Source organism: Bradyrhizobium sp. Arg816 (assembly GCF_029989365.1).
Taxonomy (GTDB): Bacteria; Pseudomonadota; Alphaproteobacteria; order Rhizobiales; family Xanthobacteraceae; genus Bradyrhizobium.
In genome coordinates, this window is sequence record NZ_JAPRAQ010000016.1 from 18,977 (window position 1) to 34,354 (window position 15,378).

14 protein-coding genes are annotated in these 15,378 nt (G+C 63.3%); 2 read left to right on the forward strand and 12 right to left on the reverse strand.

The annotated features are described in order from the left end of the window. Positions 1-314: 314 nt before the first annotated feature. The gene (locus tag OWC48_RS30925) at positions 315-1,778 is read right to left on the reverse strand and encodes a tetratricopeptide repeat protein (RefSeq protein WP_282523385.1); all 1,464 of its coding nucleotides are present in this window, start codon (positions 1,776-1,778) and stop codon (positions 315-317) included. 303 nt (positions 1,779-2,081) lie between these two features. Here OWC48_RS30925 and OWC48_RS30930 point away from each other — a divergent pair, with 303 nt between their 5' ends. Further along, the gene (locus OWC48_RS30930) at positions 2,082-2,381 is read left to right on the forward strand and encodes a hypothetical protein (RefSeq protein WP_282523386.1); all 300 of its coding nucleotides are present in this window, start codon (positions 2,082-2,084) and stop codon (positions 2,379-2,381) included. Positions 2,382-2,471: 90 nt separating this feature from the next. Here the strand turns inward: OWC48_RS30930 and OWC48_RS30935 are convergent, their stop codons facing one another. Continuing rightward, positions 2,472-3,245, reverse strand: coding sequence for a helix-turn-helix transcriptional regulator (locus OWC48_RS30935; RefSeq protein ID WP_282523387.1), 774 nt, complete (start codon positions 3,243-3,245; stop codon positions 2,472-2,474). A 109-nt stretch (positions 3,246-3,354) separates the two neighbouring features. On the opposite strand from OWC48_RS30935, the gene OWC48_RS30940 reads away from it, so the two are divergent. Beyond that, entirely contained in the window at positions 3,355-4,434 is a 1,080-nt protein-coding gene (locus OWC48_RS30940) for a zinc-binding alcohol dehydrogenase family protein (protein ID WP_282523388.1), read from the forward strand. Positions 4,435-4,564: 130 nt separating this feature from the next. Here the strand turns inward: OWC48_RS30940 and OWC48_RS30945 are convergent, their stop codons facing one another. The 10 genes from OWC48_RS30945 to OWC48_RS30990 form a co-directional block, all read right to left on the reverse strand. Beyond that, positions 4,565-5,269, reverse strand: coding sequence for an ABC transporter ATP-binding protein (locus OWC48_RS30945; protein ID WP_028153958.1), 705 nt, complete (start codon positions 5,267-5,269; stop codon positions 4,565-4,567). Positions 5,270-5,276: 7 nt separating this feature from the next. Next, positions 5,277-6,557, reverse strand: a complete 1,281-nt coding sequence (locus tag OWC48_RS30950) for a lipoprotein-releasing ABC transporter permease subunit (RefSeq protein WP_014494909.1) — start codon at positions 6,555-6,557, stop codon at positions 5,277-5,279. A gap of 73 nt (positions 6,558-6,630) precedes the next feature. Further along, the gene (proS, locus tag OWC48_RS30955) at positions 6,631-7,950 is read right to left on the reverse strand and encodes a proline--tRNA ligase (protein WP_282523389.1); all 1,320 of its coding nucleotides are present in this window, start codon (positions 7,948-7,950) and stop codon (positions 6,631-6,633) included. A gap of 151 nt (positions 7,951-8,101) precedes the next feature. Then, positions 8,102-9,664: a CopD family protein gene (locus OWC48_RS30960; RefSeq protein WP_282523390.1), complete on the reverse strand. Its 1,563-nt coding sequence runs from the start codon at positions 9,662-9,664 to the stop codon at positions 8,102-8,104. Further along, positions 9,664-10,182, reverse strand: coding sequence for a YcnI family protein (locus tag OWC48_RS30965; protein ID WP_282523391.1), 519 nt, complete (start codon positions 10,180-10,182; stop codon positions 9,664-9,666). Before OWC48_RS30965 ends, OWC48_RS30960 begins: the two co-directional genes overlap by 1 nt. 20 nt (positions 10,183-10,202) lie before the next feature. Beyond that, a complete protein-coding gene (locus OWC48_RS30970; RefSeq protein WP_282523392.1) occupies positions 10,203-10,637 on the reverse strand; it encodes a hypothetical protein in 435 nt (144 codons plus the stop codon). After that, positions 10,637-11,158 (reverse strand): copper chaperone PCu(A)C, encoded by a 522-nt coding sequence (locus OWC48_RS30975; RefSeq protein WP_282523393.1) that lies wholly within the window; start codon positions 11,156-11,158, stop codon positions 10,637-10,639. The genes OWC48_RS30970 and OWC48_RS30975 overlap by 1 nt, the downstream gene beginning before the upstream one ends. A gap of 28 nt (positions 11,159-11,186) precedes the next feature. Next, positions 11,187-11,684 (reverse strand): TlpA disulfide reductase family protein, encoded by a 498-nt coding sequence (locus tag OWC48_RS30980; protein ID WP_282523394.1) that lies wholly within the window; start codon positions 11,682-11,684, stop codon positions 11,187-11,189. Continuing rightward, entirely contained in the window at positions 11,681-12,892 is a 1,212-nt protein-coding gene (locus OWC48_RS30985) for a sialidase family protein (RefSeq protein ID WP_282523395.1), read from the reverse strand. The genes OWC48_RS30980 and OWC48_RS30985 overlap by 4 nt, the downstream gene beginning before the upstream one ends. A gap of 26 nt (positions 12,893-12,918) precedes the next feature. Further along, positions 12,919-15,324: a TonB-dependent receptor family protein gene (locus tag OWC48_RS30990; protein ID WP_282523396.1), complete on the reverse strand. Its 2,406-nt coding sequence runs from the start codon at positions 15,322-15,324 to the stop codon at positions 12,919-12,921. Positions 15,325-15,378 lie beyond the last annotated feature (54 nt).

Genomic DNA, 15,378 nt, shown 5'->3' on the forward strand with positions numbered 1-15,378 from the left:
CCCTGGGGATGAAATAGCACCCCGCTTTGGGGCTTTTCCCCACCTTCCAACTCAGGCAAAGAACGGACGGTGGGTAAGCCAGCTAAGAAGCGAAGCGCCGCGTTCTGGTTTGATTTAGATCAAAGGACGTCCGCTCTGGGTCCACGGGCGGTATTGCTCTGACCGATCGCGGCGCTCCCGCTTGCCCCTCGGAAGCTGGCACTTGGCGATTGTGAGCCGACGCCCGAGACCGGCGTGTAGATGACGAGCTTAGCGCCGGATCGTGATTGGCCTGAATGCTTTCCTGTTCAAGAGGCGTCTAGCTCTCACCTCATTCATTGCTCCCGCACGCCTCCCTTCCTCAGCCCACCGACAATGTCGTCGATCTCACGCCGAAACTGCGGGTTAGTTGAGAATGCATAAACAAGTTGACCGTACGCCTGCACGGTGAAGTTTGGTCGAACCTTGTTCAATTCGGCTAACGCCTGCCGGGCCTGCTCCAATTGCCCGGTAGTTCCGTAAGCCGAGACCAAATCTACATAGGCGTACCAGTACGAGTTGTTCAGATTGACCGAGCGCCTGCATTCCTCAATGGCTTCTCCATATTCGTGCAGATGCAAGTGTGCATGGCAGAGCCAGAAACGCCAAAGAAAAGCAAAAGGATCTTTGGGACTGAGACGGAGAGCCAACTGGGCCGGGGAGAAGGCTTCGCGCGCCCGCCCGGAGGCGATAAGTGTGATTGCTTTACTACCGTAGGCAGCTGGATAATTTGGATCAATTTCGAGCGCAGCATCGTATTCAGCCGATGCCTCCTCAGGGTGTCCAAAGAGAAGAATGTTTCCCTTGATCGCATGAGCCCTCGCGCTTGCCGAGCTTTTGGACAGAACTCTGTCGATGAGGTCGATCGCTTGCTTTTTGTCTTCAACAACGGACGCAGACCATCCGTTATTCACATCCGCAGCTAAACACTGCGCTTTCCCAACCATGGCCTCAACGTTGTCCGGATCGAGCCGTAGCGCGCTGTCGAACAAGTCCTTTGCTTGAGCATTTTCTGTCTTCTGCCGCGTCTCATAGAACTTTGCCCAGCCGCGCATACTGAAGTCCATGGCGTCAGGATTGCGTGATCGGTCTGTTTCGCTACGACGGCTTTCGGCCTGGATCAGTTCAACGTTGAGCGAGCGGGCGAGCCGCACCGTGATCTGGTCCTGCAAGGCCGCGACATTGGTACGATCGCCGTCGAAACGATCCGACCAGACGTCGCGCCCGCTCGGAAGATCAGTAAGGGATACGTTGACCCGGACCTGATCCCCGTTGCGCCGCACCGCGCCTTGGACTGCCCAGCGGATACCAAGGTCCTTGCCGAGCGCCCTAAAGTCGATCTGCTTGTTCTTGTATGTAAAGGCCGTTCCGCGTCCGATGACGAACGCGCCGGGCATTTGCGCGAGGTCGGTCGTCAGATCGGTCGCAATGCCATCAGCGAAATAGTCCTGCTCCGGATCGTTATTGAGGTTCGCGAACGGCAGGACGACGAGAGATAACCGGGGAGCGATGTCGGGCCGTACCGTAGCCTCCATCTGGGTCCTTTGCTTTTCCGGAAAAGCGTCCGTGCGAAGGGTCTTCCACGCATTCCAATACCCGACGAAGCCCCCCGCGATCGCGCCGACGGCGGCAATCGAGGCAAGCGCCCCGCCGATTAACTGCAATCGTGCCCGCAGGCGCCTCTTTAGATTGCGATCGGACGGCGGTTTCCCCGGTTGCTCCTTATCGGATGTCGCTTTGTCCGGTTGCTCGTCGGACATCGGTTTGTCCGGTGGGTCGTTGGATACTTCCGAGTTCGTCACCGTTGCCTCCCCGCAGGGGCCAAACGCCCGGATTCCGAAGAGTAGCAAATCTTCGCGTCTTCGTTTTGGTCAGGGTTGCAGACTAAGTTTACCTCCGCTCAGGTTGTTGCTTGGCAAGCGACGGTTCTTCCGCTTGCGAAGCCTGAACCTGGATCACGCCACTGAAGACGAACCTTCATCGAGATTGAACCGGAGGTTCGCTCCTCAAACGTCGCTCGATACATGCCTCTTGGACAGTTTACACAGCTATGGAGGTAGCCCATGCCGATCGTTCAATTTACTCGCTTCAAGACCGACAAGGTCGAGGAAACGGTCCAGATCATCAGGCAGGCGAAGAAGATCTTTGAAAAACACGGTGCCGAATTTCTTCGGCTCTCCCGTTTCCACACCGGTCCCTGGGCAGGAGAGTTGCTGGTTACGACGCGCTACTCCAGTTGGGAAGTTTACGGCAAGGTGCAGGAGGCCGTTTCAAAGGACCCGGAGTTTGCGCAGGTGCAGGCTGAAGGAATGAAGATTGCCGAACTACAGGGCCGTAACATCGCCGTCAGCATCGATCTCTAGTCGGGGCGCCGCCCCGCAAACCACAATAAGCGCGGAGGCCACGGGACATATGCCGGTGGCCTTCCCGATCTGATTGCAACGTTCTACGCCCTAGACTGGCGTGTAGATCACGAGCTTCAGCGCGGGATCGTCATTGGCCTGAAAACTCGTGTGCTCGAAATGGAGCACGCCCAGAGTCGGATGAGACATCGTCTTGAGGCCCGAGGCGGTGCTGCGGATCTCGTGGGCTTCCCACCATTTGACGAATTCCGGGCTGCCCTGCCGCAGCCGTGTCAGCAACTCCGCAAAGGCGGGATCGCCGGCCCAGACGTCGTGGGTGGCGCGAAACATCGCGACCATGCGCTTGGCGACCTCCGCCCAGCCCGCGCCGTAAGCCTTGCGCGTCTGCTTGTTGGTCATCATCAGGAGCATCGTGTTGCGATCCTCCTCTGGCAACCGGCCGAACGCAAAAACCTGCTCGGCGGCGTCGTTCCAGGCCAGCACGTCCCAGCGCCGCCCGGTGATATAGGCCGGATGCGGCAGGCTCTCGATCAGCCGCAGGATCGGCAGCGGCACGATCTCGCGCACGAACGCCCGCTTGTCGCCGTCGCGCGCCAGCGCCTTGAGATGCGCATGCTCGGTCTTGCTCAGGCGCAGCGCACGGGCGAGTGCGTCGACGGTCGTGACCGAGGGGCTGACGGTGCGGCCCTGCTCGAGCCGGATGTACCAGTCGACACCGATGCCGGCGAGCTGGGCGACCTCCTCGCGGCGCAGGCCCGCGGTGCGCCGGCGGCTGCCCGCGGGAAGACCGACCGTCTTCGGCGTCAGCTTTTCGCGGCGGGACCGCAGGAAGTCGCCGAATTCGATGCGGCGCGGGTCGGCCATGACGAGCGTCCTCGATGGAGGGCCTGAAGAATACTAGGATAATACCAGGCCTTCCTGACCTTTCCAAGACGGCGCATATGCCCGTTCACCCGACTTTGAGGTGAACATCATGAAAGCTGCCGTACTCAAATCCTTCGGATCGCCGCTGGTGATCGAGAATGTGCCGGAGCCGGTGCTCGGCACCGGCGAGGTCATCGTCGACGTCGTCGCCACGCGCGTCCTGTCCTACATGAACGAGGTTTTCAGCGGGATGCGAAACTACGCGCTCGACCTGCCGATCATCCCGGGTCCCGGCGGCATCGGCCGGGTGCGCGCGATCGGCCCGGACGCGACCAAGCTCGCCGTTGGCGACTGGGTGTTCTGCGACCCGACGGTGCGTTCGCGCGATGACATCGTGGCGCCCGATATCGCCCTGCAAGGGCTCACGGCCGCCGGCCCCGGCGGTATGCGCCTGCAACGGCATTTTCGCCACGGCTCCTATGCCGAGCGGATGCGCGTGCCGACCGAGAACGTGAAACGGCTTGGCGCGCTCACGTCCGCGGAAGCCTCGCAATGGTGCGCGATGGGGACGGCGCTGGTGCCCTATGGCGGCTTCCTCGCCGCCAACCTTCAGCCCGGCGAGACCGTGCTGGTGAGCGGCGCCACCGGCAATTTCGGCAGCGCGGCCGTCTCCGTCGCGCTCGCGATGGGCGCGGCCTGCGTGGTCGCGCCCGGTCGCAACGACAGGATTTTGGCCGACCTCGTCCGCCGCTTCGGCGATCGGGTGAAGCCGGTGAAACTCACCGGCAACGAGAGCGACGACTGCGAAAGCATGAAGCGCGCCGCACCGGGGCCGATCGACTGCGTGTTCGACATCATGCCGCCCTCGGTCAGCACGACCGTCGTACGCGCGGCGATCATGACGGTGCGCGCTTACGGCCGCGTCGTGCTGATGGGCGGTGTCGGCATGGCGGGCGGCGCCGGCCTCGAGCTGCCCTACCCCTGGATCATGCGCAACTGCATCAGCATCCACGGCGTCTGGATGTATCCGCCGGATGCAGCGAGCCGCCTGATCGCGCTGGTGCGCGCCGGACTGTTGCGGCTGGAGGAGTACGAGACCACGGCCTTCGACCTCGACCATGCCAACGACGCCGTGGCACATGCGGCCGCCAATGGCGGACCGTTCAAATTGACGGTGATCAGGCCGTAACGGCCCCTCCGCTGCGGCGATGCGCCGTCGCAGCCGATAGGCCCGACATGTCAAATGGCTGGAAGGCGTCACCCCGATCGTAGCCGGCCAAGGCCGGCTACTGTGCATGGGGTTGTTTTCGCACTTTTTATTATTCGAGCTCGACGACCTGGCCGTTCGACAGCGACACGCGCCGGTCCATGCGGCCGGCCAGCTCCATGTTGTGGGTCGCGATCAGCATGGAGACCTTGGTCGCCTTGACCAGCTGCATCAGGGCCTGGAAGACGTGATCGGCCGTGTGCGGATCGAGGTTGCCGGTCGGCTCGTCCGCGAAGAGCACCCGCGGCGCGTTGGCCACCGCGCGCGCGATGGCGACGCGCTGCTGCTCGCCGCCCGACAGTTCCGCGGGCCGATGGGTGATGCGGTCGCCGAGGCCGAGATAGCCGAGGATCTCCTTGGCGCGCTTGACGCTCTCCGACTTCTTCAGGCCGCGGATCATCTGCGGCATCATCACGTTCTCGAGCGCCGAGAACTCCGGCAGCAGCCGGTGCGACTGGTAGACGAAGCCGATATCGGTGCGGCGAAGCTGGGTACGCTCGATATCGGGCAGCTGCGAGGTCGGCGCACCATTGACATAGACCTCGCCGGAATCGGGCGCCTCGAGCAGCCCTGCGATGTGCAGCAACGTCGATTTGCCCGAGCCCGACGGCGCGACCAACGCCACCGATTGCCCGGCCCACAGCGCGAGCTTGGCGTTGTCGAGGATCGTCAGCGGCACCTCGCCCTGCAAGTACTGCCGCTTTATCTCGTGGAGATAAATGACCGGTACATCTTCCGCCCCCTGCTGGCTCTCCATCAGCCCCTCACTCGTACCGCAGCGCTTCGACGGGATCGAGGCGCGCGGCGCGCCACGACGGGTACAGCGTCGCAAGGAACGACAGCGTCAGCGCCATGATGACGACCGCCGTGGTCTCGCCGACGTCGATCTCGGCGGGCAGCTTCGACAGGAAGTAGAGCTCCGGCGAGAACAGCTCGGTGCTGGTCAGCCAGGACAGGAATTGCCTGATGGACTCGATGTTGAGACAGATCACGAGGCCGACGAAAAAGCCGACCAGGGTACCGACCACGCCGATCGAGGCGCCCGTGATCAGGAAGACGCGCATGATCGAGCCTTGCGAGGCGCCCATCGTGCGCAGGATCGCGATGTCGCTGCCCTTGTCCTTCACCAGCATGATCAGGCCGGAGACGATGTTGAGCGCGGCCACCAGCACGATCATGGTCAGGATCAGGAACATCACGTTGCGCTCGACCTGGAGCGCGTTGAAGAAGGTCGAGTTGCGCTGCCGCCAGTCGACCAGGAACACCGGCCGGCCCGCGGCCTCCGTCACCGCCTTGCGGAAGGCGTCGATCTTGTCGGGGTTGGTGGTGAACACCTCGATCGAGGTGACGTCGTTGCTGCGGTTGAAATAGGCCTGAGCTTCGGCCAGTGGCATGAACACGAAGCCGAGATCGTATTCGGACATGCCGATCTCGAACACCGCCACGATCTTGTAAGGTTTTATGCGCGGTGTCGTGCCCATCGGGGTGACCGCGCCCTTCGGCGCCACCAGCGTCACGCTGTCGCCGGCATGCAAGGACAGCTGGTCGGCGAGGCGGCGGCCGATCGCGACCCCCTGCCCGTCGTCAAAACCCTCGAGCGAGCCCTGCTTGATGTTCTTGGCGATCGAGGTGAGGTTGTTGAGGTCGTCGGAGCGGATGCCACGCACCAGGACGCCCGAGGCGTTCCACGGCGAGGACGCCAGCGCCTGGCCGTCGACCACGGGCGCTGCGAGCCGGATGCCCTGGACCTGGCTGAGGCGGTCGGCGACGTCCTTCCAGTCGGTCAGGGGCGATTCCAGCGGCTGCACCAGGATGTGGCCGTTGAGGCCCAAAATCTTGTCGAGCAGCTCCTTGCGAAAGCCGTTCATCACCGCCATCACGATGATCAGCGTCGCCACGCCCAGCATGATGCCGAGGAAGGAGAACCCGGCGATGACCGAGATGAATCCCTCCTTGCGGCGCGCCCGCAGATAGCGCGCCGACAGCATCCACTCGAATGGCGCAAAAGGCGCGGTTTGCTTGGTCTCGGTCATGGTCTCATCCATCGCTCGATAATCCCATGATTCGGGGTCAATTGTGGCCGGATTGGCGGCCGCGATATCGCGCGATGAACAATATTCAGCCGACCAGCCGCGCGACCGCGTCCGCAGGCGACATCGTCTCGCGGGAGCCGTCACTGCGCTTCTTGATCTCGACCTTGCCCTCGGCGAGGCCCTTCGGCCCGATCGTGATCTGCCAGGGGATGCCGATCAGGTCGGCGGCGGCGAATTTGGCGCCGGCCCGCTGGTCGGTGTCGTCGTAAAGCACGTCGACGCCCTTGGCGGTGAGCTCGGCATAGAGCTTCTCGCAGGCCGCATCGACCGCGGCATCGCCCTGCTTGAGATTGAGAATCGACACGCGGAACGGGGCCACCGCCTCCGGCCATTTGATGCCGGCATCGTCATGGCAGGCCTCGATGATGGCACCTAACAGGCGCGAGACGCCGACCCCGTAGGAGCCGCCATGGATCGGCACGTCGACGCCGTCGGGGCCCGCAACCAGCGCCTTCATCGCGTCGGAATATTTCGTGCCGAAATAGAAGATCTGCCCGACCTCGATGCCGCGGGTGTTCACCCGCTTGTCCGCAGGCACTTCCTGCTCGAAGCGCGCGGCGTCGTGGACGTCTTCCGTCGCCGCATAGACCGAGGTCCATTGCTTGATGATCGGCGTCAGGTCGCCGTCATAGTCGACGTCCTCGCCCGGCACCGGCAGGTTCAGCACGTCGCGATTGATGAACACGCCAGATTCGCCGGTCTCGGCGAGCACGATGAACTCGTGGCTGAGATCGCCGCCGATCGGGCCGGTCTCGGCGCGCATCGGGATCGCCTTCAGCCCCATCCGCGCGAAGGTGCGCAAATAGGCCACGAACATCTTGTTGTAGGCGACGCGCGCGGCGGCCTCGTTGAGGTCGAAGGAATAGGCGTCCTTCATCAGGAACTCGCGGCCGCGCATCACGCCGAAACGCGGACGCTGCTCGTCGCGGAATTTCCATTGGATATGATAGAGATTCAGCGGCAGGTTCTTGTACGACTTGACGTAGGCGCGGAAGATCTCGGTGATCATTTCCTCGTTGGTCGGCCCGTACAGCAGCTCGCGTTTGTGGCGGTCGGCGATGCGCAGCATTTCCGGGCCGTAGGCGTCATAGCGGCCGCTCTCGCGCCAGAGGTCCGCGAGCTGGAGCGTCGGCATCAGGAGTTCCAGCGCGCCGGAACGGTCCTGCTCCTCGCGCACGATCTGCTCGATCTTCTTAAGCACGCGGAAGCCGAGCGGCAGCCAGGCATAGATGCCGGCCGCCTCCTGCCGGATCATGCCGGCGCGCAGCATCAGCCGATGCGAGACGATCTCCGCCTCTTTCGGATTTTCCTTCAGGATGGGCAGAAAGAATCGCGACAACCGCATGGCAATACTCTGGGAATCAGTGATCGCCTGCAGTGAAAGCGGATTGGGAGCGAAAACACAAGACCGGGAATGAGGAAAAGCCGCTAAGGCGGCGGAATTCCTGTCATTTTTCCGTTGCCTTCAGGTTCAGCATGAACCGCACCGGCACGCTTTAAGGTAGCCCCAGATCGAGCTCGTCCTCCAGCGTGACCTTCTCGAAATCGGTCACCAGAGCGTCGATCCGCACATGCCAGCGACCGGCGAAGGGAAGCTCGACCTTGCGCACGTGCCAATAGCCGTCCGGCTCGAGCGAGGCGCCCCGGTCCATCGGCTCGATGCCACGCTCCGGCAGGCTCAGGGTCAGCGTCACCTCCTTCGCGATCAGCGGCGTGGCCTCGCCGGTCATCAGCTGGAGCACAAAATCGTCGAGCCCGGCCTTGCCCGGCGAGACCAGCACCTGGAACATCGCCCTGTCGCTGTGGATGTGGATCGCCAGCGGCGTCTCGGGAATGATCGTCCGCGGCGGCGGCGTGAAGCGCCAGCCGGCGACGACGGCAAGGATGGCGAGTGCGATCGCGCCTTCCAGCAGGATCGAGCGCTTGAGCGCGGGCGTCCCTTTCTCGTCCTGGGCCAGGGCCGGTGTCAGCCTGAACCGATTGAGCGCGGCGAGCGCCAGCAATCCTGTGACCAATGCAAGCTTGATCGAGAGGATGAGTCCGTAGCGGGTCTCGACCAGCGCCACCGGCTTTTCGAGCTGAACGATCGCGAGTGCGAGGCCGGTCAAGGCCAGCACGCCGACCGCCAGCGCAGCGATGCGGGAAAAGCGGTTCACGACGGGAAGCGTCGCGGTCGTCGGCTTCGACACCAGCGCGACCAGCGGGGCGAGAGCACCGATCCAGATGGTGACGCCGAGACCGTGGAGAAAGATCGCCGGCCGGGTCAACGCCTCCGGCGGGGCCGTTGCGGCGTGCCCGGTCATGGCAAGCGACAGGCCGACGCCGACGAGCGCGATGATCGCAAGAGCGCGCGCATACCATGCGCTGCGCAGCGCCATCAACGCGAGCAGCATCGCAGCAATCGCAACCAGCAGCGCGGGGCCGGCGCTGGTCGCGAACGCGACCTTCCAGGGGGCGGCCGTCGCGAGAGCCGCTGGCAGCAGCCCGAGAAGATCGAGGCCCAACGCACCAACGGACGCTGCGGCGCTCGGAATGCCGATGGCGAGCGCTACGCGCGGAACGGTCATGCCCGTCGTCGACCACGCAACCCAGCGCGCAAAGAACACGCCACCGACACCGACGAACAGCCCGACATAGAGACCGACCCGCGCCAGCCAGATCAGCACGTTCAACCCGCGATCCGCATTGGCGGGAGGTTGCGTCCCCGTCGGCATGCCGATCGAGAAGATCACCGATCCCGCGACGGGATGGCCATCCTGCGAGATCACGCGATAGCTGACGACCGCAGTGCCCTGCGGCAGGTCGGGCGGCATCGCGACCGAGATCGTTTCGCCCGACGCGCTGACGCGCGCATCGTCCCGCGCCCTACCCGCGCCGTCGATCAGTTGGATTGCGCCCGGCGTCACCGCCTCGTTGAAGCGCAGTTCCACCGCCTTCGGCGCGCTCGCAAGCATGCTCCCGCTCGCCGGCTCGACCGCGACGAGCGCCGCATGTGCCGACGCGCCGGTTGTGAAGCCGACAATGCAGAGGAGCGTCGCGAGCGCGGCGAGCAGGCGCATCAGGGCTTTGGCAGCAGCTTCACGCCCGGCGCCGGCGATTTGCCCTCATGCGAATGCCCCGCCCCGTCCGCCGGGATCTCGATCCAGCGGCTGACGCCAGTCTCGCACTCCTGAACGACAGGAAAATACAGCGTCGTGTCGGGCTTCAGGCTGTTGGTCAGGAAGCTGCTGATGACGAACTCGTCGTAATTGTGATCCGGCAGCTTGCCGCCGGACCAGGCCACCTCCCTGACGCCGGTGGAAAGCTTGTTGCCGTGATAGTCGTATTCATTGGCGTACTTGCCTTCGACGACATCAACGCTCCAGCCCGCCTTCGGCATCGGCTTCACCGCGATCACACCTTCCGGAATCTGCACCCTGATCTTCACCGTGGGCGAACCCGCGCAGCCGTGCGGCACGGCGAAGACGGCCTTGTAGTAGGAACCAACCGTCGCCTGCTTGGTCTCGAGCGTGATATGCGCCGATGCCGGCGACGCCGCCAGCACGGCGATCAGGAACAGGCAGGATTTCTTCGACATGTTTGGGTCCTTCTACATCGTCACTTGATCAGGATCGGCGATTCCACGCTGACATGATCGGCCTCGGAGATCGAAATTCCGAGACCCAGCATCCAGCGTCCGGGCGTCAATTGCGCGACCTTCACGTGCCAGCTGTCCTCGCCGTCGCGCAAGGCCTCGACCGGCGCGAGCTTCCGGCCGGACTGCGTGTCCACGAGCGTCACCGACACGGCTTTGGCCGTGAGCGGCGTCTCGTCCGTGGTTTCGAGCTGGATGGCGATCTCGACCGGGCCGGCGCGGCCCGGCGAGACCGTGACATTGGCCATGGCCTTCTCGGTGTGCAGATGCGTGAAGAAGCTGTCGTCGTCCGTCGCCGCCGCAAGCGGTGTCGCGGCAACCGACAGCAACGCAGCCATCGCGAGCGCAAGGCCTGTGAGGGATCGACGCGAGATCATCGGAGACTTGATCAGCTTCATCACATTTTCATTCCCGAATGATCCGGCATTTTCTTCATCATGTGCCCGCCATCGCCGGGCGCCTGCGCACCGACGCCCTGGACGTCGAGGGAGACGGCGACCTTGCCGGCCTTCTCGAACTCCAGCGTCACCGGTACCTTGTCACCCTGCTTGAACGGACCCTTCAGCTCCTGGAGCATCAGATGATTGCCGCCGGGCGCGAGCTTCACCGTCTTGCCGGCATCGATCACAAGCCCCTTGTCGAGCGGACGCATCTTCATCACACCGTTGTCCATCGCCATCTCATGGACCTCGGTCTTTCCCGCGATGTCGGCGGAAACGCTGACCAGCCTGTCCGCCGTTGTCCCCTTGTTCTCGATGGTGAGATAGCCGCCGGCGACCTTGGCGCCGCCCGGCGTCGCGCGGCTCCAGGCCTGCGAGATGACGAGATCGCCGGCCTTGACGTCCTCGGCCGCCGCTGGCGCTGTGCAGAGCGCGAGAGCGAATGCTGCGAGCAGCAGATCTTTCAACATGGTCTTCATATCGGTATTCCCGTTTGCAGATTGAATGTCAGTGTGTGGCGAGCTGTTGGCCCGACCATTTTTCGAGATCGGCCATCTCGGCCGAGCCTTCGATCGTCGTGATTGTCCCGTCCCGGGAGATGAGCATGGTACGGGGAATGTCGCCCTGCCAGGCGGGATCGATCTCGAACCTCAAACGCTCGACAAAACCATCGTTGAAGATGAAGTTCTCGGTCGACGACAGCCCCGCCTTGTCAAGCATCGACTGCGTTGCCGCGGGCAGGTTCGGCACGAGATCGGCGCTGATCGTGACCACGTCGATCCCGGGATGGTCCTTCGCAAACTGCCCGAGCAGCGGCAGCTCGACCTTGCAGGGCCCGCAGGTCACGCCCCAGAAATGCACGAGCGTCGGGCGGCCCGCATGCCCCCTAAGGACGCCTTGCCAGGTGCCGCGCTCGAACGGTTTCAGGGCCGGCGCTGCTCCGAGCGTGGCCGCTGACGCGATCAGGATACCCAGACCCAGAATGGCTGCAAATCCACGTTTCATGGCTGGTCCTCGATTGCTGTGAGCCGATAGCCATCCGCTTTCGTCATCCATGACAAATAGACCTGTCGGCCATTGGAAACGAGCAAGGGATGATCGGAGGTGTCGGTCGTGCTCGATATCGTCTTCGGCGGCGACCAGCTCTCGCCGTCGTCGCGGGAAATCATCATCTGGACCGAGGTCTTCTCGCCGTCGAACTCCTTCCAGACCATCACCGTTCCCGCCGCACCTGCGAGCACGTAAGGACGCGTCGGATTGCGGCTCGGCTGCCCCAGCGCCATGGGCGCAGAGAAGGTGCGGCCTTCGTCGCGCGAGTGGGCGTAGAACAATCCCTTGCGCGCCTTGCCGTTCGTGTACCAGGCGACGTGATAGGTCCCATTCGGCGCAACGGTGAGGCTCGGTCCGTGATGCGGGCAGGCGTTGATCTGCCAATCGTCATTGCTGACCCGATGGATTTCACCCGGCGTCGAGACGTCGGCGAAGGTCATGACCGCGTGATCGCGCACGCCGCCCTCGAAGATATTTCTGAAGATCACCGCCGGCCGCCCGGGCGCCGCGAATGTCAGCCCCAACCGGCAGCATTCGCAAGTGTTGTCACGCGCAAGCTTCGCCTCAGTATAGGTGGCGCCGCCGTCGCGCGACGAGGCAAAGAACAGCCCTGCTCCCTCGTACTTCCGTCCCGCCTCCTTCGCGGGAACGCGATTGCGCTTGTCCAGCCACGCCGCGAAGACCGTTCCATCCTGATCGAGCGCCAGCGCTTCAAAACGTTGGCTCTCATTGTTGGCGGTGATGGGCTTCAGCTCCGCAAAGCTCTTCCCGCCGTCGGCTGAGCGTGTGTAGAGCACCTGGCCGTTGAAAGCCTCATCCCTGAAGATCGAGAATGCGAGCGCGATGCCGCCCTTGCGATCGACCACGATCTTCGGCCGCGCATCCGGCCCCCAGTCGAGGTTCAGCCGCTTCGTCGTGACCTGGACGGGAGCCGAGAAACTGCGCCCCTCATCCTGCGAACTCGCAACGGAAACCTGCCCGCCCGCCATCCAGACCAGCCACAGCGTTCCGTCCGGTCCGAATGCGGGCGTCACTTTGGTCGCGCAGCGCAGTGTCGGCTCTTCGCACGCCGCTTCGGACGTGTGCTGACCATGCATCTGCGCGAGCGCCGCACCTTGCAATAAGGCGAGAGCAGCTATCCCGAGCAAGCCATTTCGGACCATGGCCCTATTCCCTTCGAGAGCCCGGATCATCTGAATGCCACCTTCATACCCGCAACGAACAGGCGCGGCGAGCCCGCGTAGATCGATCCCGTCGTGTTTGCGAGCACGCTCGCAGGATTTTGAAGGCCGGCCGCCGTCACCGTATTGGCGATGTTGTTTGCCGACGCGACGTAGGTACGGTCGAAAACATTCCTGACTTCAAGGAACAGGTTCAGGGATCTGAAGGTGTCGGACACCAGTTCGGTCTTGTAGTGGACGTTCAAATTGACCAGCTCATAACCCGGCGCCTTCAGCAGATTTGCATTGTCCATGTAGAAGGAGTCCTTCCACTGGACTTCCACGAAGCCACCGAGACCTGCCAGTGGCCCGGCAAATTCGTCGTAGCCGACCCGGGCTGTCAGCTCGTTGGGCGAGATGCCGGGGATCTTGTTGCCGGCCCGGTTGAAGCTGAAGACCGCACCATTGGTGATGTTCTCGACATACTCGGTATAGACCTCGTCGAGGTAGGTGTACGCCGCCATGAACCGCCAGCCCGGAGAGAACTTCCAGTCGGCCGCAAGCTCGATGCCGCGATGCTCCGAGCGCGGCGCATTGAACGTGTAGCTCGTGTTAGGTGAATTGACAGGCGTTGCCTGCGATACAAGTTCGTCGCGAAAGAACTCGTAAAAGCCCGTCGCGCTGACTTTGAGCGTGTTGTTCGGTATCCAGTCGAAACCGAGGTCGTAGCCCAGATTTTTCTGAGCCTGGAGCTGGGTATTGTTGCCCGACTGCCCACTCGGCAGGACAAACAGGTTCGAAACCTGCGGAGTGCCGTACCCCGTAGCAACCCGCCCCCTGAGCAGCCACTCGTTGTTCACCGCATAGAGCAACGCTAGTTCAGGCGCAGTGTTCTGGAATTGCCTGTCCGCGGTCGTCAGCGTCGTCGTGGTAATGCCTGTGGGGCCAGCGTACGCATACGCAGTGTTGATCCCCTTGAGAACGGTAGTTTCCCAGCCGATGCCTGCGACAGCCGTCAAGGATGTCGTCAGCTTGAGCTCTTCCCGCGCGCGAACGCCGTAATTGGTCGTCTGGCTATAAAGATTGCTCGACAGACTGCCGAGTGTGGCATTGCCCCCCGGCATGACGTTCCGCGTGTCGCTCGAGGCCGTCAGGGTGTTGTAGAAGGCACCGAAGAACGTGGTCGATTCCAGGCCGATAATCTCGCCCCGCTTGGTGACGTCGCTCATGAAATTGTACGAGGGAAAATCTCCGATCGCGCTGGTCGTGCCGGTCGGCTGATTGATGTTCCTGTCGTCGAACACGAACTGGTTGCGCCAGGTCGTGGTGTTGTCGAAATCGTGCTCCCAGCGGCCGCCGACGATGGTGCGGCGGTCGTTGCGGCCAAGCCCGGCCTGCACGGCCGTCTCCTTGTCGGTTCCAGCGGTTGCATTGAAGCCGTTGTTGAACAGTGTGACCGTGCCGCATCCGGCAGCGGCCGAGACGCCGGTCGCACAGCCCTGCTGGAAAGGGTTTTGATAGTACTGGTTCAGCGACTGCCGGATCGGCAACCGCGCGCTGAGGTCGTTGTTGATGATCTTGACCGTGAAGCGGTCGTCGGGCGTCGCCTTGAGCGTGCCGAGGAAGTTGACGGTCTGCGTATTGAACCAGCTGTTGCCGATATAGCCGTCGCCTCGCGTGTCGCTTGCGAACAGCGAGCCCTCGAAGTTCCCGACCTTCTTGCCGGCCGCGAAGTAATTGTTGAGATAGCCGTAGCTGCCGCCGTCGACGCCATATTCGACGCCGTCGATCGTGCCGCCCGGCCGTGTCCGGAAATTGAGCGCGCCGCCGGTCGCATAATTGCCGTAGAGCGCCGACGAGGGGCCGCGGATCACGTCGATGGCGGCATAGGCGCGCGGATCGATCAGGTCACTGCGCGATAGGCCGTCCGGCTGCGTCACCGGAAAACCGTCGTCGAAGATCACGAGATTGCGGATGCCGAAGCCGTTGCGGGCGTTGGAGCCGCGGATCGAGATGCCGATATCGCGGGGTCCGTTGCCCTGCTTCACCGATATGCCGGGGCTCTCGCGCAGCACGTCGGCCACGGTAACCGCCGGCCGGTTGTCGAACTGGCTGCGATAGATGGTCGTCTCGGTCTGGCCGGTTGGTGCCTGATTGAGACCGTCTCGCGCCGCGCTGGCCGTCACGGCCCGGTTTGGGGTCGATGCGCTGACGCCCGCACTCGGCGTAACGGGCCTCGCGGCGCGGCCGGCCGAAGCGGATCGCGGCCGCGAAGGCCGGGTGACTGGTTTGGCACGGCCAGTCTGCGGCGCCTCAACGGTCACCGCCGGCAGTTCCGTGTTCGTGCTTTGAGCAAAGACTCCGCTCGACGACGCAAGCAGCGCGGCCTGGACCGCGACGACGCTCACGCCACGGCGGGCATGACAACGTAACATGGGGCATTCCTGACGCCGGCTTTCTCTCCGGCCATTCGACAGCATCGATCGCCT

Bases quoted from the DNA above. Each gene is read 5' to 3' on its own strand.
- OWC48_RS30925 (WP_282523385.1), bottom strand. From the start codon at position 1,778: ATGTCCGACGAGCAACCGGACAAAGCGACATCCGATAAGGAGCAACCG.
- OWC48_RS30930 (WP_282523386.1), top strand. From the start codon at position 2,082: ATGCCGATCGTTCAATTTACTCGCTTCAAGACCGACAAGGTCGAGGAA.
- OWC48_RS30935 (WP_282523387.1), bottom strand. From the start codon at position 3,245: ATGGCCGACCCGCGCCGCATCGAATTCGGCGACTTCCTGCGGTCCCGC.
- OWC48_RS30940 (WP_282523388.1), top strand. From the start codon at position 3,355: ATGAAAGCTGCCGTACTCAAATCCTTCGGATCGCCGCTGGTGATCGAG.
- OWC48_RS30945 (WP_028153958.1), bottom strand. From the start codon at position 5,269: ATGGAGAGCCAGCAGGGGGCGGAAGATGTACCGGTCATTTATCTCCAC.
- OWC48_RS30950 (WP_014494909.1), bottom strand. From the start codon at position 6,557: ATGGATGAGACCATGACCGAGACCAAGCAAACCGCGCCTTTTGCGCCA.
- proS (WP_282523389.1), bottom strand. From the start codon at position 7,950: ATGCGGTTGTCGCGATTCTTTCTGCCCATCCTGAAGGAAAATCCGAAA.
- OWC48_RS30960 (WP_282523390.1), bottom strand. From the start codon at position 9,664: ATGCGCCTGCTCGCCGCGCTCGCGACGCTCCTCTGCATTGTCGGCTTC.
- OWC48_RS30965 (WP_282523391.1), bottom strand. From the start codon at position 10,182: ATGTCGAAGAAATCCTGCCTGTTCCTGATCGCCGTGCTGGCGGCGTCG.
- OWC48_RS30970 (WP_282523392.1), bottom strand. From the start codon at position 10,637: ATGAAGCTGATCAAGTCTCCGATGATCTCGCGTCGATCCCTCACAGGC.
- OWC48_RS30975 (WP_282523393.1), bottom strand. From the start codon at position 11,158: ATGAAGACCATGTTGAAAGATCTGCTGCTCGCAGCATTCGCTCTCGCG.
- OWC48_RS30980 (WP_282523394.1), bottom strand. From the start codon at position 11,684: ATGAAACGTGGATTTGCAGCCATTCTGGGTCTGGGTATCCTGATCGCG.
- OWC48_RS30985 (WP_282523395.1), bottom strand. From the start codon at position 12,892: ATGGTCCGAAATGGCTTGCTCGGGATAGCTGCTCTCGCCTTATTGCAA.
- OWC48_RS30990 (WP_282523396.1), bottom strand. From the start codon at position 15,324: ATGTTACGTTGTCATGCCCGCCGTGGCGTGAGCGTCGTCGCGGTCCAG.